Below are 20,662 nucleotides of genomic sequence, written 5' to 3'. Positions count from 1 at the left end.
CGCCCCCGCCTCGATGACTGGCTACGCCACGGCTGGCACGATGACCACTGTGCAACAGTCCACCGATCCCGCCGCCAAGCCGACCAGTCGGAAACGTTTCCTGACGGTTGCCGCGCTCGCCCTCATGCTTGTTCCCTTGCTTGCCGGGTGCATCCGCGTGCAGGTGTCGATGGGAGTGTCCGCGAACGATCGTGTGACCGGACAGGTGGTAGCTGCCGCTATTCCGGCGAACGAGGCGGACAAGGGTCCGCAGCTGACCCCGCCTTCCTCGCTGGAGGACAAGATACGGGTTCAGGAATACAAGAAGGACGGATACGTCGGCAGCCAGGCGTTCTTCAGCGACTTGTCCTTCGGTGACGTCGCCCAACTGGGCTCGATGTATGCCGAGGGATCCGGGTCGTTCCAGATCACCCTCAAGCGATCCGGGGACACCGTCACGCTCGACGGCAAGGCAGACCTGAAGACGGTTCCAACTCAGGGCGCCGACGTCCAGGTCAGCATCGCCTTCCCGGCACGGGTCGGCACGACCAACGGAACACGAGACGGCGATTCCCGGGTGTCGTGGACTTTGCCCGCCGGCGAGGTGTCGACAATGCGCGCCGAGGTCAACTACGCGGACCCCAGCACCCGAAGCTTCGCCGGGTGGGCAGGAATCATGGCCGGACTGGCGCTCGGTGTCGCGATTATCGTCGGTGCAATGGCCTGGATGGCGCGCAATCGAGCACCGATCAAGCGCGCGCCCGCCGCGAAAGCACCGGCCATGAAGACGCCTGTCACGAAATCACCTGTCAGCAAGCAAGCTGACAACAGGAATCCGAAAAACACCACGAAGTAGCGCCTGGCGGTTGCCCCCTCGATTGGTGTCGAGCGGGGCAACCGGGATCAGACGGCTTGTGCTGTCCCGACAGAGGTGTCGGGGGTGAGACCGAGTCGCTCGAGGACCTCACTGGTGGCGCGCGCGAAGTTCAACGTGATGAAGTGCAGGCACGGAGCGCCTTCGGCGATCAACCGCTCTCCCATCTCGGTGGCCAGATCGATGCCGAGTTCGCGGACCGCTGCACGGTTCTCTTCCGGACCGCTTCCGGCCGCGGCGTCGAATCGGCGTTCGAGAGCAGGGGGCAATGAGGAGCCCGAGAGCTCGAGCATGCGCCGCACCGAGCGCAGCGACGTCACCGGCATGATCTCCGGGATGATCGGCTTGGCGCCCTGTTCTGCGTCGTATGCACTCACCCGGTCACGGAGACGCAGGTAGTCCTCCACGTCGAAAAACATCTGCGTGATCGAGTACTCGGCGCCGGCACGCAACTTCGACACCAGGTACTTCGTGTCGTACGCCAAGTCCGGAGCGCGGTAGTGCCCCTCGGGGAACGACGCGACACCGACGTGGAAGTCGCCCAGGTCACGGACCATCCGCACGAGTTCCTCGGCGTACTCGACGCCTTCGGGATGCTTCTTCCACTCGCCGAGCGGATCGCCGGGCGGATCGCCGCGCAACACGAGGATGTTGCTGATGCCACGGTCGGCGTAGGCACCGACCATGGCGCGAAGTTCTTCGGTGCTGTGCGAAACAGCAGTCAGGTGAGCAACCGGCAGCAGGGTCGTCTCCTCGGCCAATTCGCCGGTGACGCGCACCGTACGATCGCGCGTCGAGCCACCTGCGCCGTAAGTCATCGAGACGAACGCCGGTCCGAGCCGCTCGAAGGTACGCACCGCACGCCACAGGCGCGCTTCGGCGTCAGCGTCGCGCGGCGGCGAAAACTCGACCGAGAACGGAATACGGCTACCTGTCGAGGAAGCGATCCGATCGACGATCGACGGTGTTCGGGTGGCCCACCCCTCGCTGGAGCGGCCCCTGACTGGATCGAATGTCACCGGTCAAGCATATGTTTTCCAGCTGCAAACAAGCTCATCGCCCAGGACTGCGTATCCCGAATGTCAGGATCACGCAGTTCACGGCCCGAACCCCCGTTGATTCCAACCCCCACTAAGCTGGGCCCCAAGCTCGCTTCCGTGTAACCCTCCGGCGCGAGAACATACCGATCTTGGAGGCCACCCTGTCCGCAGGAACCGCGCGCGTTGGACAGAGTTCGACCAACACCGCACCGCATCCGACCTCACTCGAACTGCCAGGCATGTTCGAAGGAGCGCTCCGCGACTTCTTCGATTCACGCCGCGAACTCGTCTCGAACATCGGCGGTGGATACGAGAAAGCCGTCAGCACCCTCGAAGCCTTCGTCCTGCGCGGAGGAAAGCGCGTCCGGCCCTCGTTCGCCTGGACGGGATGGCTCGGCGCCGGAGGCGACCCGAACGGGAGCGACGCGGAGGCGGTGATTCGTGCATGCGCGGCCCTCGAACTGGTGCAGGCCTGCGCGCTCGTCCACGACGACATCATCGACGCATCAACGACCAGGCGCGGCTTCCCGACCGTTCACGTCGAATTCGAGGACCAGCACCGAGGCGAGGAGTGGAGCGGCGACTCCGCGCACTTCGGCGAGGCCGTCGCCATTCTTCTCGGCGACCTGGCCTTGGCCTGGGCTGACGACATGATCCGAGAATCCGGGATCAGCCCCGACGCGGCCGCACGAGTGAGCCCGGTCTGGTCGGCAATGCGCACCGAGGTGCTCGGTGGCCAATTCCTCGACATCAGCAACGAAGCCCGCGGAGACGAGACCGTCGAGGCAGCCATGCGGGTCAACCGTTACAAAACCGCCGCGTACACGATCGAACGCCCACTGCACCTCGGCGCCGCATTGTTCGGTGCAGACGCCGAGTTGATCGATGCCTACCGGACGTTCGGCACCGACATCGGGATTGCCTTCCAACTTCGCGACGACCTGCTCGGTGTCTTCGGAGATCCGTCCGTCACGGGCAAACCGTCGGGCGACGATCTCATCGCCGGTAAGCGGACTGTCCTGTTCGCGATGGCGCTTGCCCGCGCCGACGCCGCAGATCCGGCGGCAGCAGAACTGCTCCGCAACGGAATCGGCACCCAGTTGACCGACAACGAAGTCGACACTCTGCGTCAGGTGATCACCGATCTTGGCGCCGTCACCGACGTCGAAACGCAGATCGACACCCTCGTCGAGGCAGCTGCGAACGCCCTCGACTCGAGCACGGCAACGGCAGAGTCCAAGGCTCGCCTGACCGATATGGCGATCGCGGCCACGAAGCGAAGCTACTGACCGTGGCAGACGTGCACCGCACTCGAACCGTCAGCTCGCCGACCGATCGAGTCGTGATCGTCGGCGCGGGACTTGCCGGACTGTCTGCGGGGTTGTATCTGCGTGGCGCCGGCCGCGACGTCACGATCCTCGAGAGCAACGGCTCGGTCGGCGGGCGAGTCGGTGTCTACCAGGGCAGTGACTACAGCATCGACAACGGCGCAACGGTGCTCACGATGCCCGAACTCGTCGAAGACGCTCTTGCGGCCGTAGGCGCCGACCCCGACTCGACAAACCCCAAATTCGTTGTGCACAAGCTCGATCCGACGTACCACGCGCGATTCGCAGACGGCACCGCTCTCGATGTTCACGCCGACCCCGAAGACATGGCTGCCGAAGTCGCCCGTGTCTGCGGGCCGGAAGAAGCGCAGCGATACCGTGCGTTGCGGCGATGGCTGAACCGCATCTTCGACGCGGAATTCGACCGCTTCATGGACGCCGACTTCGATTCTCCCCTCGGACTGGTCAATTCGCGTGAAGCAGTCAAGGATCTGAGCCGACTCGTCGCACTGGGAGGATTCGGGAAACTGGGCGGGCAGGTGGATCGCAAGATCCGCGACCCTCGCCTCCGGCGGATCTTCACTTTCCAAGCGCTGTATGCGGGAGTTGCTCCGTCTCGAGCCCTCGCGGTGTACGGGGCGATCGCTCACATGGACACCTCACTGGGCGTCTACTTTCCCGAGGGCGGGATGCGCACGATCGCCGAGTCGATGGCCGACGCTTTCACCGAAGCCGGCGGAATTCTGCATCTCGGCCGCACGGTCGAACGACTCGAGGCGAGCGACCGTCGCGTGCGTGCCGTACACACACGCGACGGTGAGAGCTACGACTGTGATGTCGCAGTCCTCACCCCCGACATGGCCGTCACGGACTCGCTCTTGCGCCCGCATACGCGATTGCGCCCGCGACCGGTGCGTACATCGCCGTCCGCGGTCGTGATTCACGGCACTGTTTCTTCAGCCGTCGCCGACGGATGGCCCGCGCAGCGACACCACATGATCGACTTCGGCGAGGCGTGGAAGCGCACCTTCGCCGAGATCACGGCACGCCGCGGCCGCGGGCAATTGATGAGTGATCCGTCACTACTCGTCACCCGACCGGCGCAGACCGACCCGAGCCTGGCCTTCTCGCGAGACGGCCGGATCCGTGAACCGCTGTCAGTCCTCGCGCCGTGCCCGAATCTGGACAGTGCGCCGCTCGACTGGGCAGTTCTCGGCCCGGCCTACGTGCGTGAAATCATCCTCACGCTGCAAGAACGTGGCTATACGGGACTGGCCGAGGGGTTCGATATCGATCACGTCGACACCCCGCAGACCTGGCTCGAGAAGGGCATGGCCGCGGGTAGCCCGTTCGCGGCGGCGCACAGCTTCACCCAGACGGGGCCGTTCCGACGCAAGAACCTCGCCCGCGGCTTCGACAACGTCGTTCTCGCCGGATCGGGAACCGTTCCGGGGGTGGGAGTACCGACCGTTCTGCTGTCCGGCCGGCTCGCCGCCGAACGTATTACCGGTACACGCGAGCGAGCCAGCGCGGTGGGCACTCGTGCGAGCAACTAAACTAGCCCCTCGTAACCGACCATTCATCCACGATTCACCGACTCGGGCGCTGCATGCGCCGATCGACACCGATCTCCTCGGGGGAGGAACCTGCACCGATGACGTCCTCTGCCGCAGCCACTGAAAGACCGTGGCACCTAAGGGCCGCCAATTTCCTTCGGACTCCCGAAGGTCACAGTGCACTGCTCGGTTTCTTCGGCGCAGTCATGATCACGTTCGGCGGATTCGGTGCCGGTAGCGTCCGGCGCCAAGATCCGCTGCTCGAGTCGATGCATCTGTCCTGGCTCCGTTTCGGACACGGATCGATTCTGTCGGCGGCCATCGTCTGGATCGGTGTCCTGTGCATGATCGCTGCCTGGGTTCGACTGGGCCGCTCGACTCTGCGCGGTGACGTCTCGTTGCGCGGCCTGCGCTACGTCGTCCCGGTCTGGACGTTTCCGCTGCTGTTCGCGGTGCCCATGTTCAGCCGTGACGCCTACTCCTACCTGGCACAGGGCGCCTTGTTACGCAACGGCTTCGACCCGTATGCCGTCGGCCCCGTCGTCAATCCGGGAATCCTGCTCGACAACGTCTCCAACGTGTGGACGACGACAACTACCCCGTACGGCCCGGTTCACCTTCTCCTTGCCGACGCCATCGTTCGGCTGACCGGCGAGAACGTCATCGCCGGCACGATGCTGTTGCGGATCACGATGCTGCCCGGACTCGCCCTGATGATGTGGGCCGTTCCCCATCTCGCGACGAAGCTCGGCGGAAACACCTCGATCGCCCTGTGGCTCGCAGTACTCAATCCCCTCGTCCTGATCCACCTGATCGGCGGCGTTCACAACGAGATGCTCATGGTCGGCCTCATGGCCGCGGGCATTGCGCTCGCTCTCGAACGCAAGCACCTGTTCGGAATTGGGCTGATCGCACTCGCCGTCGCGATCAAGGCAACCGCGGGCGTCGCACTTCCCTTCATCGTCTGGATCTGGATGATCCACGAGCGGGAGGACGCGGCCGCGGCCGGGCGAGAACCGGCGTCACCGATCCCATCGTTCGTCAAAACGGCCGGTGCAGGTTTCGCGGTATTCGTGGCGGTACTCGGATCCACCTCACTGATCGCCGGAGTCGGCCTCGGCTGGACGACCGCACTCTCGGGTTCGGCAAAGATCATCAACTGGCTCTCGCTGCCCACGATCGTGGCGCACATCGGAACCATGGCCACCTCCTGGTTCGCCGGTGACCATTTCAACGACATCCTCGAAGTCTCCCGGACCATCTCGGCGGTTGTGTTGATCGCGATCATCGCCGTCGTGTGGTGGCGCTACCGCAAGACCGAGCGCGACGCCGTCATGGGCATCGTGATCGTGATGGTCGCCATCGTCGTTCTGTCCCCCGCAGCACTCCCCTGGTACTACTCCTGGCCACTGGCAGTAGCGGCCGGTTTCGCAATGTCGCCGACGACTCTCGCCGTACTGACAGGGTTGTCCACCTGGCTGATGCTGGTGTTCCAGCCTGACGGATCGATCGGCCTCTACACCTTCCCGCATGTGGCTCTGGCCATCGTCGCTGCCGTGATCGCGGCTATGTCCTTGCAGACGGAAGATCCACTCAGACTTCGTGGACGCAAACACGAGAAACCGATCGAAATGACGTCAGCCGCCTCGGCGCCCTCGACGTCAGAATCTGCGTGATCCGCGTGTCATGAACGCATTGTCTGCGTCCTATGAATTCTGCGAGGACGTGACGAGGGAACACGGCCGAACGTACTTTCTGGCCACTCGGTTGCTGCCCGAGCCTCGACGCCGCGCAGTTCACGCTCTCTACGCATTTGCTCGCGTCGTCGACGACGTCGTGGACGAACCCTCGGGTCCGCATGAACGAGGCACGGTGCTTGCCGACGTCGAACGTGCAGCCGTCACCGCACTCGACAACCCCACTGCGACAGGTGGCTTCCCGTCGACGGTTCCCCTCGACCTCACACGGGTACTCCCTGCCTTCGCCGATGCTGTGAAGACGTTCGACATTCCGCGTGCATACTTCGACGCCTTCTTCGAGTCCATGCGGATGGACGCCCCCGACACGGCGAAGTTTCGACCCGTCTACAACACGATGGACGAACTCAGCGAGTACATGTACGGCTCCGCCGTCGTCATCGGTTTGCAGATGCTCCCGATTCTCGGAGTGAGCGTTCCGCAGCAGGAAGCTGTAGTGCCCGCGTCGAATCTCGGTGAGGCGTTTCAGCTGACCAACTTCATCCGCGACGTCGGTGAAGACCTCGACCGGGGACGTCTGTATCTCCCGGCGGGCGAGTTCGCCGCATTCGGGGTCGACATCGAGATGCTCGAGCACGGGCGCAGAACCGGAACGGTGGACGTTCGGGTCAAGCGCGCGCTGGCACACTTCATTGCCGTGACGCGGGGGCGGTATCGGTCTGCTGAATCCGGCATCCCGATGCTCGATCGGCGGGTCCAGCCGTCGATCCGCACGGCTTTCGTGTTGTACGGAGCAATTCTCGACCAGGTCGAGCGCGCCGACTTCCGGATACTGCATCGACGTGTGTCCGTTCCCGGACGCACGCGACTTCGAGTCGCTGCGCCGGGTCTGGTCCGGTCGGCAACCTACGCGGCGAAAAACCGCATGAGGTGAGTTGTCAGAAGGCCGGCATCTCAGAAAGCCATGGCCTGTGCGCGGCGGATGACCTCACGCGCGAGATCACCATGCAGTGCGTCCACCGGGCGCCCCGGCAGGGAATCGTCGGCCAGGAACAACCAGCGGAGGATTTCGATATCGGTGTAGCCGCCGTCGTGCAGCACCGCCAGCAGACCGGGCAACCACTTGACGATCTGGCCGTCCTCGCCGAAGAACACTTCGGGGACACCGAGAACGCCATGCCGCTTGACTGCGATGGTCTTGTGATCGCGAAGCAACTGGTGAACCTTGCTCACCGGCAACCCGACGTTCTTCGCCACATCCACCAGCTGGAACAGGGAAACCGAAGAATCCAGGACATCATCACAATAAGGAATCGCGCTCACCGCGAGAAGTTTATCCGGTCCGGCGAGCCCGCTGTGTACCGCCCGGTGCAGTGCTCGAAACCGCCGCTCCGCTTGGGTCACAGCGCTCTGTGACGTTCTCGAGACTTCCGCGTCGGTATCGCTGGCTACGATGGACGGGATGCGGCGTATCAGTAACCGAGATTTCGCGAACCGGGATTTCGTGAACTGGGATTTCGTGGTGACCGCGAATCGGCGCCCGTACGGCGGGGGCCACTACTTACATGCTGACAGCTACCGCCCAGAGCACAACCACACAGAGCACAACCACACAGATCGCAAGCACGGAGGAATAGTCATTACGGAGGTCGAGGGTTGATCGGCGAAATGCTCGAGCGCCGCTATCGAGTGGACGCACCGATCGCGCGCGGCGGTATGTCGACCGTGTATCGAGGCCTCGATACACGGTTGGATCGACCTGTCGCTATCAAGGTGATGGACCCGCAATTTGCCGGCGATCCAGCGTTCCTGACTCGTTTCGAGTTCGAGGCCCGGGCCGTGGCCAGACTCAAGCATCCGTCCCTTGTGGCCGTCTACGACCAGGGCAGCGATCGCAATCACGTGTTCCTCGTGATGGAACTCGTCGACGGTGGAACTTTGCGCGAACTCCTTCGTGAGCGCGGACCGATGCCGCCTCACGCCGTCGCTGCAGTCGTGGCACCTGTCCTGGACGCGTTGGCGGTGGCGCATCGAGCGGGACTGGTTCACCGTGACGTCAAACCCGAGAACATCTTGATCTCGGACACCGGCGAAGTGAAGATCGCCGACTTCGGATTGGTGCGTGCAGCCGCGGCAGCAACCACCACCTCCAACAGCGTGATCCTCGGCACCGCAGCCTATCTGTCGCCGGAACAGGTGACGTCAGGAATTGCCGACACTCGAAGCGACGTCTACTCGACCGGCGTGTTGATGTTCGAACTTCTCACCGGTACAACACCGTTCACCGGTGATACGTCACTCTCCATCGCCTACCAACGCATCCACGACGATGTCCCGCGCCCCGGTTCACGCATCCCCGGTGTACCGGCGCAGTTCGATCGCCTGGTTGCCGAAGCCACTCACCGCGAGCCGGCACATCGTTTCGCCGACGCTGGTGAGATGGCAGCTGCACTTCGCAGTGTGAGCGAGCAACTGGAACTTCCGTCATACCGCGTTCCGGCTCCGCGTCGAAGCGCCCAGCACCAGAGCGCGCAGGTTGCCCCGGCTCGGCCACAACCGGCGCCTGCGCCCCCGACGGATGTACACCCGAACTCTGCTGCGCGCCCGAACCCTGGTGCCACGACGGTATTGGCGTCCGGCGTGGCCCCGGCTGCGGCAGCCACCACGGCGCTCGGCACGGGCTCTCCTCCCCCCGGCGGCATTCAGCACACTCGCGCGGTCACCGCACAAACTGCTCGTCCGGCGACGGTCGACGGCGACTCGGATTTCGACGACGGTTCCGATTTCGGCGACGACCAACTGGGACCTGACGATCCGCACGCTCATTTTGTCGAAGCACGACGCAAGTCTCGACGAGCCACCCTGATCTGGCTGCTCGTCATCGCGGTCCTCGCGCTTGCGTTGGGCTTCGGCGGATGGTGGATGGGCTCGGGCCGCTATACAGCTGTTCCCTCGATCGACGGGCTGACCAAGGACACTGCGGTCACCGCCCTGCAGGACGCCGGGCTCTCCCCCGACGTCCAGGGTCAGTACTCCGATGCCCAACCCATCGACACGGTGATCGGGACAGACCCGGCCTCCGGCTCCCGGGTTACCAAAGGCTCGACCGTCGCGCTGCTGACTTCGCTCGGGCGTCCGACTGTCCCGCCCATTCCGGCCGGCGGCGACGTCTCGGCCCTGGGCGCACAACTCGCCGACCGTACTCTCGTCGCGGTCGACGGCGGGGACACATTCAGCTCCAAGATCCCGATCGGCGGCGTGGCGGCGCTCGACCCGGCGCCGGGAACCGAGGTTGCCGTGGGCTCCTCGGTCAAGGTCATCACGTCCAAAGGGTCACCGCCCGTTGACATTCCCGATGTGAAGGGCATGTCCGAGAACGCTGCGCGCGCCGCCCTCGACAAGGTAGGTATCTCCGTCAGCACCACCAGAACAACGTTCGACGACGCCGTCGAGGGCGGTAGCGTGATCGGCACAGATCCCGCAGTCGGGTCCTCCGTCAACGCCGGCACCTCCGTTGTTCTCCTCATCTCCGACTCCGTCAAGGTTCCCTCGCTGATCGGCCGCTCCGTCTCCTCAGCACGCGAAGAACTCGGCCGCCTCGGCCTCGAGATCACCGTGCGTCAGCTCACCCAGAACGACAGCTCGGTCATCATCAGCCAGAGCGTCAAGAACGACCTCGTTGCCAAGGGCACCGACATCAGCGTCGTCGCAATTCCCTGACAGTCCGCTTCGGCCTAGTCTGAATTCATGGCCACGTGGGAACCCGAGAGCATAGGGATACTCGACTTGCCGTCGGGGAGATCGATTCGGGGTCGAGGACTCCGAAATCCACTTCCTTCCGGACCTCTCCCCACCTTCGGTGTCTACCTGACCGGTAAAGAACCTCCCGCCACCGAGTGGGATTCGGTGTGGGTCCGCTGGCGAGATTTCTGGTTGCCGAGCGATCCCGACGCGCTGCGCAGCGCCTTGCACGAAGTGTGGGTGCGTTCGGAAACCGAAAGAGTCGAGATCGCGTGCGGTGGCGGATTCGGCCGCACCGGAACAGCTTTGGCCGCTCTTGCCATTATGGACGGAGTGCCGAGTAAGGACGCCACCGCGTACGTTCGCGCACGCTACTCACCTCGCGCCGTCGAAATGCCCTGGCAGCGCCGATTCGTCACACGATTCACGAAATAGCGAACGCCCCCACCGGCGCGAGCGGGTGAGGGCGTTTGCCGAAAATCAGTGCCGGTGCGAATCAGCGTCGGCGAAGCAGGGTTTCAGCCTCGCAGCATCTCGGCCACGAGGAACGCGAGCTCCAACGACTGTTGGGTGTTCAATCGGGGGTCGCACGCCGTCTCGTAGCGACCACCGAGATCGAGATCGGAGATGTCCTGCGCGCCGCCGAGGCACTCGGTGACGTTCTCACCGGTCAGCTCGACATGGATTCCACCCGGATGCGTGCCGAGGCCGTTGTGGACCTCGAAGAAGCCCTGAACCTCGTCGACGATGCGATCGAAGTGGCGTGTCTTGTACCCGGTGGAGGCTTCGTGGGTGTTGCCGTGCATCGGATCGCACTGCCAGATGACCTGGTGGCCGGTGGCCTGGACCTTCTCGATGATCGCCGGCAGCAGGTCGCGGACCTTGCCGTTGCCCATGCGCGAGATCAGAGTCAGTCGACCCGGCTTGTTGGTGGGGTCGAGACGCTCGACATATTCCACCGCCATTTCCGGCGTGGTGCTCGGACCGATCTTGAGGCCGATCGGGTTGGAGACCAACTCGGCGAAGGCGATGTGCGCGCCGTCGAGCTGACGGGTGCGGTCACCGATCCAGAGGAAGTGGGCCGACAGGTCGTAGAGCTTGGGGTGGTCGCTGTCGTTGTCGAGACGCAGCATCGCGCGCTCGTAGTCCAGAACCAGGGCCTCGTGGCTGGCAAAGATCTGTGCCTGGTGCAGGCTCGGATCGGTGACGCCACACGCGTTCATGAACTGCAGGCCGCGGTCGATCTCGGCTGCCAGTTGCTCGTAACGTGCGCCCGCGGGCGAAGCTGCGACGAACTCGCGGTTCCAGTCGTGCACCTTGTGCAAATCGGCCATACCGGCGCCGGTGAGCGCGCGAACCAGGTTCATCGCGGCGCTGGCGTTGGCGTATGCGCGCACCAGACGCGAAGGATCGTGCGCACGGACTGCCTCGTCGGCGACGAGCGAATTGATCATGTCGCCGCGGTACGACTTGAGCCCCAGCGAGTCGATGTCGGCAGAACGCGGCTTGGCGTACTGGCCGGCGATGCGAGCAACCTTGACGACCGGCATCGAGGAACCGTAGGTGAGCACGACGGCCATCTGCAGCAACGTGCGGATGTTTCCCTTGATGTGCGGCTCGGTGTTGTCCGCAAATGTCTCGGCGCAGTCACCGCCCTGGAGCAGGAATGCTTCACCACGCGCGACCTGCGCGAGACGCTCTTGTAGCGCCTCGACCTCGCTGGCCACCGTGATGGGAGGCACGCTCTCGAGCACAGTCCGCATGGCGGCCGCCTGGTCAGCGGGCCACGAGGGCTGCTGAGCAGCGGGCTTCGCGAGCGCCTCGTCGAGCTGCTTACGCAGTCCGGCAGGCAGCGGCGGGAGTTCGGGCAAGCGGTCGATCGGCACGTCGACAGTCCAGTTCACCTCTACAGGATATTCGCTCGCCCGTCGGCGCGTCACACAGGCTCTCGATCGCAGCCCAATCGGGACACTTCTCGCGCACCGAAACCTGAGTCAGCGAAGTGAACGTGCTGCCGAAATCGCGTCGAACTTCACGAGGTTGTGCCTGGCGTCGGCAAGTGCGTCGTGTGCGTCGGCGGGCGCTGACGGGAGGGCAGGACTGCCGTTGTCTTCCCAGAACTGTCGGAGTTCGCGGGTGTACCGCGGCATCGACTGCGGTAGTTCGGTCATATCGCCCCACAACTGGCACAGCGCGACGTGATCGTATGCGGCTACCCACGCCCAGAGCTCCGGAACGACCATCGGCCGCGGAACGAAGAATTTCAGAAGATCGTCGCGGATCTTCTCGCGTGATTTCCACAGCGGCGACGAAGGCTGCGGCAACTTCGGCAGCACGTTCTTGCGCACCCAACTACCGGCACGGGCGCGATCGAACTCCGTCGAGACCGCGTAATACTCTCGGCCGTCCTCGCAGACAACGCCGATGGACACGAGATCGATGGTTCGACCGTCTTCGATGAATTCACAGTCGTAGAAGTAGCGCACGTCCGAAAACTATGCCGCACGCGCAGGCTCTGGAGCCAATGCGCGTGCGGCAGGTGTGGGAAATCTCTAGCTGGCCTGTGCGTCGGGGAGCGAATCCTTGTCGGTCTTCGCGGACTCCTTCGACTCGGCCGAGGCCACGAGATCGACAACCGACTCGCCGCCTTCCGCCGGAACATCGACGGCAGCTTCGGGTTTCGTGGGCGCCTGGTTCTTGAGGCTCGCCGCGTAGATGTCCACGTACTCCTGGCCGGAGAGTTTCATCAGCTTGTACATCACTTCGTCGGTCACAGCCCGCTCGACGAAGCGGTTTCCGCCCATGCCTTCGAAGCGGGAGAAATCGATGGGTTCGCCGACGATCACGGTGACCTTGGCTGGGCGCCACATCCGTGAGCCGATCGGATTCATCTTGTCGGTGCCGACCATCGCAACCGGGATCACCTTGACGCCCGATTCGAGCGCGAGGCGCGCCATTCCGGTCTTGCCCTTGTAGAGGCGACCGTCAGGCGAACGCGTTCCTTCGGGGTAGATACCCAGCAGACTGCCCGAACCGAGAACCTTGAGACCGGCGTTGAGCGCATCCTGCGCCGCATCCGCGCCGGTTCGGTCGATGGGGACCTGTCCGACCGCGGTGAAGAACCACTTCTGGAAAGCGCCCTTCAGGCCGGAACCGGTGAAGTACTCGCTCTTGGCAAGGAAGGTGATACGGCGGTTGACGCGAAGCGGAAGGTAGAACGAGTCCAGAACCGCCTGGTGATTGCTGGCCAGAATGGCCGCTCCGTCAGTCGGAATATTCTCGTGACCTTTGACCGTCGGACGCCCGAGCAGCCAGAGAATCGGCCCCAGCAACACATACTTGAAGAGCCAATACCACACGGCGTCCCTCCCATTCACAGCTGAATTTCGCTGAGTACGACCTTACTGCCGACCGGTAACCCCCGCTACACACGCCCCTGGAGGATCGACCCGATCACAGTCCGGCAGACGTGGTTCCAGCGCCGTCGACCCCACCGAGATCCTGAGGCACTACCGAACGCGCCAATGCGGCGGCGCCCACCATGCCCGCAGCTTCGCCGAGTTGAGCCGAACGGATTCGTGCCAGCGGGCGGTGCTTCGCGCCGGTCAACAATGTCGCGTACTGCTCACGGGCGTCGTCGAGAAACAGTGGGGCAGAACTCGCGACGCCGCCTGCGATCACGACCAGATCGGGATCGTAGACGTCCCCGACCATCGCCAATCCGACGGCCAGCCAACGGGTGAACTCGGCAATGGTTGCCAGAGCGAGTGGGTCACCGTCCTGCGCGGCGTTGGCGATCCGGCGACCGGTGAGGGAACCCGGATCCACCGCTACTTCGCGCGCCAGAACCGTCGACGCAGCCGGGTCGGCGGCCAGCAGTTCGATTGCCGTGTCCACGAGCGCCGTTCCGCTGCAATAGCGCTCCCAACACCCACGCTTGCCACACGCACACTGACGCCCGCCTGGCACGACCTGGATGTGGCCGAGTTCGGGGGCGACGCCGTGACTGCCCCGGTACAGCTCACCGTTGATCAGCAGCGCGCCGCCGATTCCGGTCCCAATTGCCACCATCACGACATTGCGGCCACCTGCGGCCGCGCCGAATCGGTGCTCCGCGAACGCCGCTGCATTAGCGTCGTGCTCGAGAACGACGGGCAATCCGAGCCGCTTGCTCAAGTCACTTCCCACCGGCGCGTCCACCCAGGGCAAGTGCGGCGCGAACCGAACCGAGCTTCGATCGGAGGTGATGAAGCCGGCGACCGCCAACCCCACGGCAGATACCTCGTGCCGGGTGACCAGTTCGCGTACGACGCGATCGAGGCCGTCTTCGAGAGCGCGTGCGGACTGCGGGGTCGGGGCTTGAATCATCTCGAGCACTTGTCCGTCGACGTCCACGACGGAGGCCCTGATGCTCGTTCCGCCGACGTCGATGCCGACCGTCAAGATGTCGTCCATGGTGGAGTCGGAGACCGCTTTCAAGCGGCGCGCGCTCATCGCGCCAATTCCCGCGCGAGCGGCGCCCGCTGGAGTGCGCACCCTGTATCGGTGCCTCGTGCGTCGGTGACCATTGTGTCGATTGTGCTCATCTCGGGCCGTTAGCTCTACCCGGGGTACTAAGTCAGTCCTTGACCGTCACGTTGATCGGGACAAATGCCGCCGTTCGAGTTCGCTCGGCACCTGGCGTCGTCGCTCCGCTGTCCGGTCCGCGATCCGGGCCGGACGGCCCCCCGAGAAACTCGTCGAGAATCTCGCGAAGCAATGCGAGGAACGCGGCTGCGTGACCCGCGAGAAACGCCAGTAGTTCGTGGTGCTCACCGCGAACCAGTGCAGCGAGAGCGCACACCGGGCACCAACTGCAGCCGGTGAACACCGGCTGCGTGTCCGCTGACGCCGAGTCACCCGCAACGTCGGCCGTCGCTGCTGCAGCCTTTTGCAAGACCGGTTCCAGGCGCGTCAGAACGGTATCCGCCAGCGCGCGAAATTCCGCGACAAGGCGCTCGTGCTCTTCGCTCATACTGGCCACACCGCGGGATCCGGGCTGAACCGGATGATCAGGTAACTGCCGTCCAACTCCGCCCCGTTCACGACACAACGACGCAGCACCGACGCCAAACGAACTCTGCGTCGTACGCCGTCTGCTCCCACCAGCACATCGTCCTCCACCCGGCCCAACGACAACGACGACGGATCCACGAGCGGAAGGTACATCCGCATCACGTACACCGAATCGACTCCGGCCCCCGACTCCAACGACACCACGATGTTGTCCGCGGTGTCGACAGCGTCGATTGTGTCGACGGTGTCCGAATCCGTGCCCGTTCCACCCTCGAACGTGGCCGCGATCTCGCCCAGAGCCGCCAACCCTACCGGTTCGGCGCAGGCGCGCTCGACCGTTGTGACGGACATTCCATCAGTCGATCCACGCAATTCGTCGACGACGAGTGCCTGTGACGCCCTGATCGAAGCGAGCCATTGTGCCGCCGGCGAATCGTCGACACCCTTCCCGGCCGACGAGTTGAACTGCGGGACAATGTTGTTGACCATAATCCCGTCGACTCGCAATCCGGCCAGAGCCAGACCGGACAGCGTCCGGCGAGTCGCCGCGGCCGACACGCCATCGGCCGACGTCACAACGCGCACGCTGGTGTTCTCCCGATCCGAGAGGTGAACGGCGATTCGATCCACCGACGCGAGCACGCGTTCGATGACGGACACGAGTAGCAACACTCGCATGTCCGAGCCCGTCACGGCGACCATCCGCCTGTGCCGCGGCCACAATCGCTCGAGATACTCCGACACCATCGACGGCGACCCGAGGATCCGCAGCGCTTCGGCTGCGGCCGGACAGTCCACGATCACGAGGTCGTAGTCACCGCTGCTCGAGATATCGACGATCTCGGAGAGTCCGAGTACGTCTTGGATCCCCAGGGATCCCGTCAACTCTTCCGGTTCCAACCCTTCGAACGACGAACCGTGTTCGTGATCTCCCGCTCCGAAATTTCCTGCAGCAGCGATCAATCCCGACAGTCCTCGGAACTTTTCCTCGAGGAGTTCGGAAGTGTCGAGTTGCCGGACGTCGAGGCGCTCGGTGAGAGGTGTAGTCGTTCGCAGCGCCGGCACGCCCACGACATCCGCGAGAGAACCTGCCTGATCGATCGACACCAAAAGCACTCGTGCCCCGTCGGACGCAGCCGACACAGCCGTCGCCGAGGCAAGCGTCGTCGTGCCTGCTCCGCCTTTACCGACGAACAGTTGGACGCGAGATCGTTGCTCCGGCACTCAGCCCTCGACTCGCTTCTTCAGTTCTTTCAGAGCTGTGTCGGTAATGATCTTCTCGGCCTTGCGCTTGAAGAGACCGATCATCGGGATCGTCAGGTCGACCGTCAACTCGTAGGTGACAGAGGTGGTGCCGTTCGGGCCGGGCTCGAGTGTGTACGAACCGAATTGGGACTTCTGGATCTCACCCGAGATCAGCTCCCAGCTCACCGCCATACCGTCCGGCGCCCACGAATACTGCAGTTCGTAGGTGTCCTTCACCATCCCCGCGTCGAGGACAAAACGCACTCGGTCCGCGCGGCCGCCCTGCCCCGGCGCCGTCACCTCGACGGACTTCGCCGCGGCCACCCATTCGGGGTACTGCGCGAAATCGGCGATGACGTCCATCACGGCGTCGGCAGGGGCGTCGATGCTGATCAACCCCTTGGTCTTCTCGGCCATACGACTGCGCTACCTTCCTTCGTCAAAAGTCCAGAACCTGCACAACGAGCACTACTTCGATTATCAGTCCGGTGCTACCCCGGCGGCACGTCCTGCTTCGAGTTCGCGCTTGAGCTGGAAGGACATGACCTTGCCGTCGACCCGACGCTCTCGGTTCATCCCGGCGAGGTCGAGGTTCGCCAGATCCGACGGTGATACGCCGACCGGTTCACAGTGCAGGAAGTAGTGCGCGATCGTCCCGTCCATGACCGGTTCGAGCCACACCTCCATGGTGCCGACCAGCTGACCGGACACTCCCCAACGGAATCCTGCGGGACCGCGATCTTCCCGGACTTCGAGCGCAAGATCACTGAACCAGCGACGCCACCGCGCGCGCGAGGACAACAGTTCGGCGACCCGCTCGGGCGGGGCGGCGATGAAAGTCTGGTCTGCGACCTGAATGCTGCTCACCGAAGTAGCTTCACATATCGCGTCGGCGAAGCGTCGGGGGGTGTCGCACCACTACATACCGGACAGACTGTAAGCCTGGCCACAACTGCGTCGGACATGCGACTACAGTAGGAGACGAAAACCCTACTCGTCAGTATTTCGCAGTGTCGGAGGTATTTCGTGCCTGAGTTCAGCGCACCCCAGACGTTCACCATTCCCGAGGATGCCTCCGCGGTCGACTCGGTCTTCGCCTTCGCGAAGACGAAGCCGGCGGCGGTTGTCTACAAGCGCAAAGTCGGAAATGCATGGGTCGATGTCACTGCAGGCGATTTCGCCGCCCAGGTGACTGCAGTCGCCAAGGGCCTCATCGCGATCGGCGTCAAGCAGGGCGACCGCGTCGGCCTCATGTCGGCGACGCGTTTCGAATGGCCGCTCGTCGACTACGCCATCTGGGCAGCCGGTGGCGTGACGGTTCCGATCTACGAAACCTCCGCAGCCGAGCAGGTTCGTTGGATTCTCGAGGACTCAGAAGCAATCGACCTCATCGTCGAGAACGACACTCACGCCGCGACCGTGAAGGACGTCGCTGCAGCCGCACCCGCGCTGCGCACGGTCTACCAGATCGATGCCGCGGCGGGCGGTAAGGGTGTCGTCGAGGAATTGACCGCACTGGGCGCCGACATCTCCGACGCGGACGTCCACGCCCGCGTCGCTGCACTGAAGGCCTCCGATCCCGCGACCCTGATCTACACCTCGGGCACCACTGGCCGACCCAAGGGCTGCCAGCTGACGCACTCCAACCTCATTGCGGAGTCGAAGGGCATCCTCGACTCCAACCTCGGGACGCTGCTCAAGACTCCCGGCGTTCGCACCCTGATGTTCTTGCCGCTCGCGCACGTTCTCGCTCGCGCAGTCAGCATCGCGTCGTTCGATGCCGGTGCAGCGCTTGGACACACGAGCGACATCCCGAACCTCGTTCCGACGTTCGGCGAGTTCAAGCCCGACTTCATCCTCTCGGTGCCGCGCGTATTCGAGAAGGTCTACAACAGCGCACGCGCCAAGGCGCACGGTGACGGCAAGGGCAAGATCTTCGACGCGGCCGCAGACACCGCGGTCGCGTGGAGCGAGGCTCAGGACAAGGGGGGCGCGGGCATCGTTCTCAAGGCCAAGCACGCCCTCTTCGACAAGCTCGTGTACTCGAAGCTGCGCGCTGCACTCGGTGGACAATGCCAGCTGGCCATTTCCGGTGGTGCACCCCTGGGCGCTCGACTCGGCCACTTCTTCCGCGGTATCGGCGTCACGATCTACGAGGGCTACGGACTGACCGAGACCACCGCAGCGTTCGCCGTCAACACCATCGGCGCACAGAAGGTCGGCTCTGTCGGAAAGCCGTTGGCCGGCAACTCCGTTCGCATTGCCGAAGACGGCGAAATCCTCCTCTCGGGACCGGTGGTCTTCACCGGCTACTGGCGCAACGAGAAGGCGACCGCCGAGTCGATCGAGAACGGCTGGTTCCACACCGGAGACCTGGGCACCGTCGACAAGGACGGCTACATCACGATCACCGGTCGCAAGAAGGAAATCATCGTCACGGCAGGCGGCAAGAACGTCTCCCCCGCTCAGCTCGAAGATTCCCTTCGCGCACACCCCCTGATCAGCCAGGCCATCGTGGTCGGCGACCAGAAGCCTTTCATCGGCGCTCTCATCACCATCGACGCCGAGGCACTTCCCGCCTGGAACGAGCGCAACAACAAGGCCGCGGGAACCACAGCTGCCGACCTGGTTTCGGACGGCGAACTGGTCGGTGAAATCCAGGACGCCATCGACGAGGCCAACAAGCTCGTCTCACACGCCGAGGCGATCAAGAAGTTCCGCATTCTTCCGGTCGACTTCTCCGAGGACACAGGCGAACTCACGCCCACGATGAAGCTCAAGCGCAACGTCGTGCACGAGAGCTTTGCCGCCGACATCGAAAAGATCTACGCCAAGTAGGTTTTCGGCAAGCAGCTTCTCGCAGCCGCAACGAACGGCCCGCACCGAATTCGGTGCGGGCCGTTTGCGTTCGAGTCCCGGTGGCTCAGCCGAGCAGATTACGCAGCTTCGAAGCGAGCGTGTCCCACTTCCAGTCTTCGGCAACCCACGCCCGGCCGGCTGCTCCCATCGCGGCCGCTCGATCACGATCGGACAGCACCTCGATCACGGATTCGGCGACGTCACGAACAGAGGTGCCGTCGACCACGAGCCCGGTCTTGTTCTGCTGCACGGTTTCCGGAGCGCCACCACTGCGGCCGGCGATGACCGGAACGCCGGTCGCCGAGGCCTCGAGGTAGACGATTCCCAGTCCTTCGACATCCAATCCCGCGCCTCGCGTGCGACACGGCATGGCAAACACGTCGGCAATCGTGTGGTGAGCCGCCAACTCTGCGGCGGGCACCGTGCCGGTGAAGACGACGTGATCGTCCATCCCGGTCTTACGTGTCAATTGACGGAGGTGGTCCTCGTACGGTCCACCGCCGACTATCACCAGTACCGCCCCGTCGACGCTCTTGCGAATGGTCGGCAGCGCCTTGATGAGCATGTCCTGCCCCTTGCGTGGCACGAGCCGCGACAGGCACAGGATCGTGGGCCGCTCCCCCAGCCCGTATCGCTTGCGCAGTTCTGCGCGGGCGACCGAGTCCGGGTGGAACACCGACGTGTCCACTCCGGACGGAAGGTGCTCGAGCGCCGCTTGCGGGCCGAAAGCCGCCGAGAACCGTCCACGGGTGTATTTGCTGACAAACGTCACCGCATCCGTGTGATCGCCGATCACACGCAACGACTGCCGCGCACCGGGAATCATCGACCACCCGACCTCGTGGCCGTGAGTACTCGCGATCACTCGGCTCGCTCCGGCGCGTCGAACAACCGGCGCCAACAGCGCCAAGGGCGCTGCCGCACCGAACCACACCGACTCACAGTCGTGCTTCCTGACCAGCTTCGCGGCCCGACGAGCGACAAAGGGCGACGGCAGCATCAGTGTCGTCGGGTGCCGAACGACCTCGAAAGGCTGTGCCGCATCGAACTTCTTGTGCGAGTCGCCCCGCCACCGCGGTGCGTACACCACCAACTTGTCCGCCGGCAGGTGCCCGGCAAACGTGTGGAGATAGGACTGGATACCTCCGGGGCGAGGAGGAAAATCGTTGGTCACCAAGAGGGTCCGGCGCATCCGTCCACCGTAGGGCACGCTGTGCTTCGAGTCGTGACAAGGGCACGCAGTGCTTGGAGACTTGCGAAGCTCACCTCGCCGCTGCAATTGACCCAG

General features: G+C 64.1%; 19 protein-coding genes. 8 read left to right on the top strand and 11 right to left on the bottom strand.

Annotated features, from left to right (window positions below; genetic code table 11):
• Positions 1 to 40 precede the first annotated feature (40 nt).
• Entirely contained in the window at positions 41 to 835 is a 795-nt protein-coding gene (locus B0E55_RS17470) for an LppM family (lipo)protein (RefSeq protein WP_202022304.1), read from the top strand.
• Between the two features lie 47 nt (positions 836 to 882).
• Here B0E55_RS17470 and B0E55_RS17465 read toward each other — a convergent pair whose 3' ends face one another.
• Entirely contained in the window at positions 883 to 1,872 is a 990-nt protein-coding gene (locus tag B0E55_RS17465; protein ID WP_020908084.1) for a methylenetetrahydrofolate reductase, read from the bottom strand.
• Positions 1,873 to 2,042: 170 nt separating this feature from the next.
• Between B0E55_RS17465 and B0E55_RS17460 the strand changes: the two genes are divergently transcribed.
• The 4 genes from B0E55_RS17460 to B0E55_RS17445 all read left to right on the top strand — a co-directional run bounded on the left by B0E55_RS17460 (position 2,043) and on the right by B0E55_RS17445 (position 7,408).
• Positions 2,043 to 3,182 carry a polyprenyl synthetase family protein gene (locus B0E55_RS17460; RefSeq protein WP_021344573.1) on the top strand — a complete coding sequence of 380 codons (1,140 nt, stop codon included), beginning with the start codon at positions 2,043 to 2,045 and terminating at the stop codon, positions 3,180 to 3,182.
• A gap of 2 nt (positions 3,183 to 3,184) precedes the next feature.
• Positions 3,185 to 4,777, top strand: coding sequence for a phytoene desaturase family protein (crtI, locus tag B0E55_RS17455; RefSeq protein ID WP_080910106.1), 1,593 nt, complete (start codon positions 3,185 to 3,187; stop codon positions 4,775 to 4,777).
• Positions 4,778 to 4,875: 98 nt separating this feature from the next.
• Positions 4,876 to 6,453: an alpha-(1->6)-mannopyranosyltransferase A gene (locus B0E55_RS17450; RefSeq protein WP_108912715.1), complete on the top strand. Its 1,578-nt coding sequence runs from the start codon at positions 4,876 to 4,878 to the stop codon at positions 6,451 to 6,453.
• A 10-nt stretch (positions 6,454 to 6,463) separates the two neighbouring features.
• Positions 6,464 to 7,408: a phytoene/squalene synthase family protein gene (locus tag B0E55_RS17445; RefSeq protein ID WP_020908087.1), complete on the top strand. Its 945-nt coding sequence runs from the start codon at positions 6,464 to 6,466 to the stop codon at positions 7,406 to 7,408.
• Between the two features lie 20 nt (positions 7,409 to 7,428).
• On the opposite strand, the gene B0E55_RS17440 is transcribed toward B0E55_RS17445, so the two are convergent.
• Complete coding sequence (locus tag B0E55_RS17440) at positions 7,429 to 7,797, bottom strand: Rv2175c family DNA-binding protein (protein WP_080910126.1); 369 nt, start codon at positions 7,795 to 7,797, stop codon at positions 7,429 to 7,431.
• Between the two features lie 333 nt (positions 7,798 to 8,130).
• On the opposite strand from B0E55_RS17440, the gene pknB reads away from it, so the two are divergent.
• Both pknB and B0E55_RS17425 read left to right on the top strand, forming a co-directional pair.
• A complete protein-coding gene (pknB, locus tag B0E55_RS17430; protein ID WP_019748891.1) occupies positions 8,131 to 10,194 on the top strand; it encodes a Stk1 family PASTA domain-containing Ser/Thr kinase in 2,064 nt (687 codons plus the stop codon).
• A 27-nt stretch (positions 10,195 to 10,221) separates the two neighbouring features.
• Positions 10,222 to 10,650, top strand: coding sequence for a protein-tyrosine phosphatase family protein (locus tag B0E55_RS17425; RefSeq protein WP_070386501.1), 429 nt, complete (start codon positions 10,222 to 10,224; stop codon positions 10,648 to 10,650).
• Positions 10,651 to 10,733: 83 nt separating this feature from the next.
• Here the strand turns inward: B0E55_RS17425 and B0E55_RS17420 are convergent, their stop codons facing one another.
• From B0E55_RS17420 to B0E55_RS17385, 8 genes are all read right to left on the bottom strand, one after another.
• Positions 10,734 to 12,119 carry a class II 3-deoxy-7-phosphoheptulonate synthase gene (locus B0E55_RS17420; RefSeq protein ID WP_007730070.1) on the bottom strand — a complete coding sequence of 462 codons (1,386 nt, stop codon included), beginning with the start codon at positions 12,117 to 12,119 and terminating at the stop codon, positions 10,734 to 10,736.
• Between the two features lie 90 nt (positions 12,120 to 12,209).
• Positions 12,210 to 12,701 carry a polyadenylate-specific 3'-exoribonuclease AS gene (locus tag B0E55_RS17415; protein WP_019748893.1) on the bottom strand — a complete coding sequence of 164 codons (492 nt, stop codon included), beginning with the start codon at positions 12,699 to 12,701 and terminating at the stop codon, positions 12,210 to 12,212.
• Between the two features lie 66 nt (positions 12,702 to 12,767).
• Entirely contained in the window at positions 12,768 to 13,574 is an 807-nt protein-coding gene (locus tag B0E55_RS17410) for a lysophospholipid acyltransferase family protein (protein WP_029538272.1), read from the bottom strand.
• Between the two features lie 94 nt (positions 13,575 to 13,668).
• A complete protein-coding gene (locus B0E55_RS17405; RefSeq protein WP_020969875.1) occupies positions 13,669 to 14,709 on the bottom strand; it encodes an ROK family protein in 1,041 nt (346 codons plus the stop codon).
• A 124-nt stretch (positions 14,710 to 14,833) separates the two neighbouring features.
• A complete protein-coding gene (locus B0E55_RS17400) occupies positions 14,834 to 15,229 on the bottom strand; it encodes a hypothetical protein (protein WP_019748896.1) in 396 nt (131 codons plus the stop codon).
• Positions 15,226 to 16,494 (bottom strand): ArsA family ATPase, encoded by a 1,269-nt coding sequence (locus tag B0E55_RS17395; RefSeq protein ID WP_080910104.1) that lies wholly within the window; start codon positions 16,492 to 16,494, stop codon positions 15,226 to 15,228. Before B0E55_RS17395 ends, B0E55_RS17400 begins: the two co-directional genes overlap by 4 nt.
• Positions 16,495 to 16,932, bottom strand: a complete 438-nt coding sequence (locus tag B0E55_RS17390) for an SRPBCC family protein (RefSeq protein ID WP_019748898.1) — start codon at positions 16,930 to 16,932, stop codon at positions 16,495 to 16,497.
• A 63-nt stretch (positions 16,933 to 16,995) separates the two neighbouring features.
• Complete coding sequence (locus B0E55_RS17385) at positions 16,996 to 17,382, bottom strand: polyketide cyclase / dehydrase and lipid transport (protein ID WP_047888000.1); 387 nt, start codon at positions 17,380 to 17,382, stop codon at positions 16,996 to 16,998.
• Between the two features lie 159 nt (positions 17,383 to 17,541).
• Between B0E55_RS17385 and B0E55_RS17380 the strand changes: the two genes are divergently transcribed.
• Entirely contained in the window at positions 17,542 to 19,353 is a 1,812-nt protein-coding gene (locus tag B0E55_RS17380) for an AMP-dependent synthetase/ligase (protein WP_080910103.1), read from the top strand.
• Between the two features lie 85 nt (positions 19,354 to 19,438).
• Here the strand turns inward: B0E55_RS17380 and B0E55_RS17375 are convergent, their stop codons facing one another.
• A complete protein-coding gene (locus B0E55_RS17375) occupies positions 19,439 to 20,566 on the bottom strand; it encodes a glycosyltransferase family 4 protein (protein WP_080910102.1) in 1,128 nt (375 codons plus the stop codon).
• Between the last annotated feature and the right edge of the window lie 96 nt (positions 20,567 to 20,662).

The organism is Rhodococcus sp. 66b, assembly GCF_002076325.1.
Taxonomy (GTDB): domain Bacteria; phylum Actinomycetota; class Actinomycetes; order Mycobacteriales; family Mycobacteriaceae; genus Rhodococcus_F; species Rhodococcus_F erythropolis.
This window is presented reverse-complemented; position numbering and strand designations above follow the sequence as displayed.

Bases quoted from the DNA above. Each gene is read 5' to 3' on its own strand.
- B0E55_RS17470 (WP_202022304.1), top strand. From the start codon at position 41: ATGACCACTGTGCAACAGTCCACCGATCCCGCCGCCAAGCCGACCAGT.
- B0E55_RS17450 (WP_108912715.1), top strand. From the start codon at position 4,876: ATGACGTCCTCTGCCGCAGCCACTGAAAGACCGTGGCACCTAAGGGCC.
- B0E55_RS17445 (WP_020908087.1), top strand. From the start codon at position 6,464: ATGAACGCATTGTCTGCGTCCTATGAATTCTGCGAGGACGTGACGAGG.
- B0E55_RS17425 (WP_070386501.1), top strand. From the start codon at position 10,222: ATGGCCACGTGGGAACCCGAGAGCATAGGGATACTCGACTTGCCGTCG.
- B0E55_RS17405 (WP_020969875.1), bottom strand. From the start codon at position 14,709: ATGAGCGCGCGCCGCTTGAAAGCGGTCTCCGACTCCACCATGGACGAC.
- B0E55_RS17400 (WP_019748896.1), bottom strand. From the start codon at position 15,229: ATGAGCGAAGAGCACGAGCGCCTTGTCGCGGAATTTCGCGCGCTGGCG.
- B0E55_RS17390 (WP_019748898.1), bottom strand. From the start codon at position 16,932: ATGGCCGAGAAGACCAAGGGGTTGATCAGCATCGACGCCCCTGCCGAC.
- B0E55_RS17375 (WP_080910102.1), bottom strand. From the start codon at position 20,566: ATGCGCCGGACCCTCTTGGTGACCAACGATTTTCCTCCTCGCCCCGGA.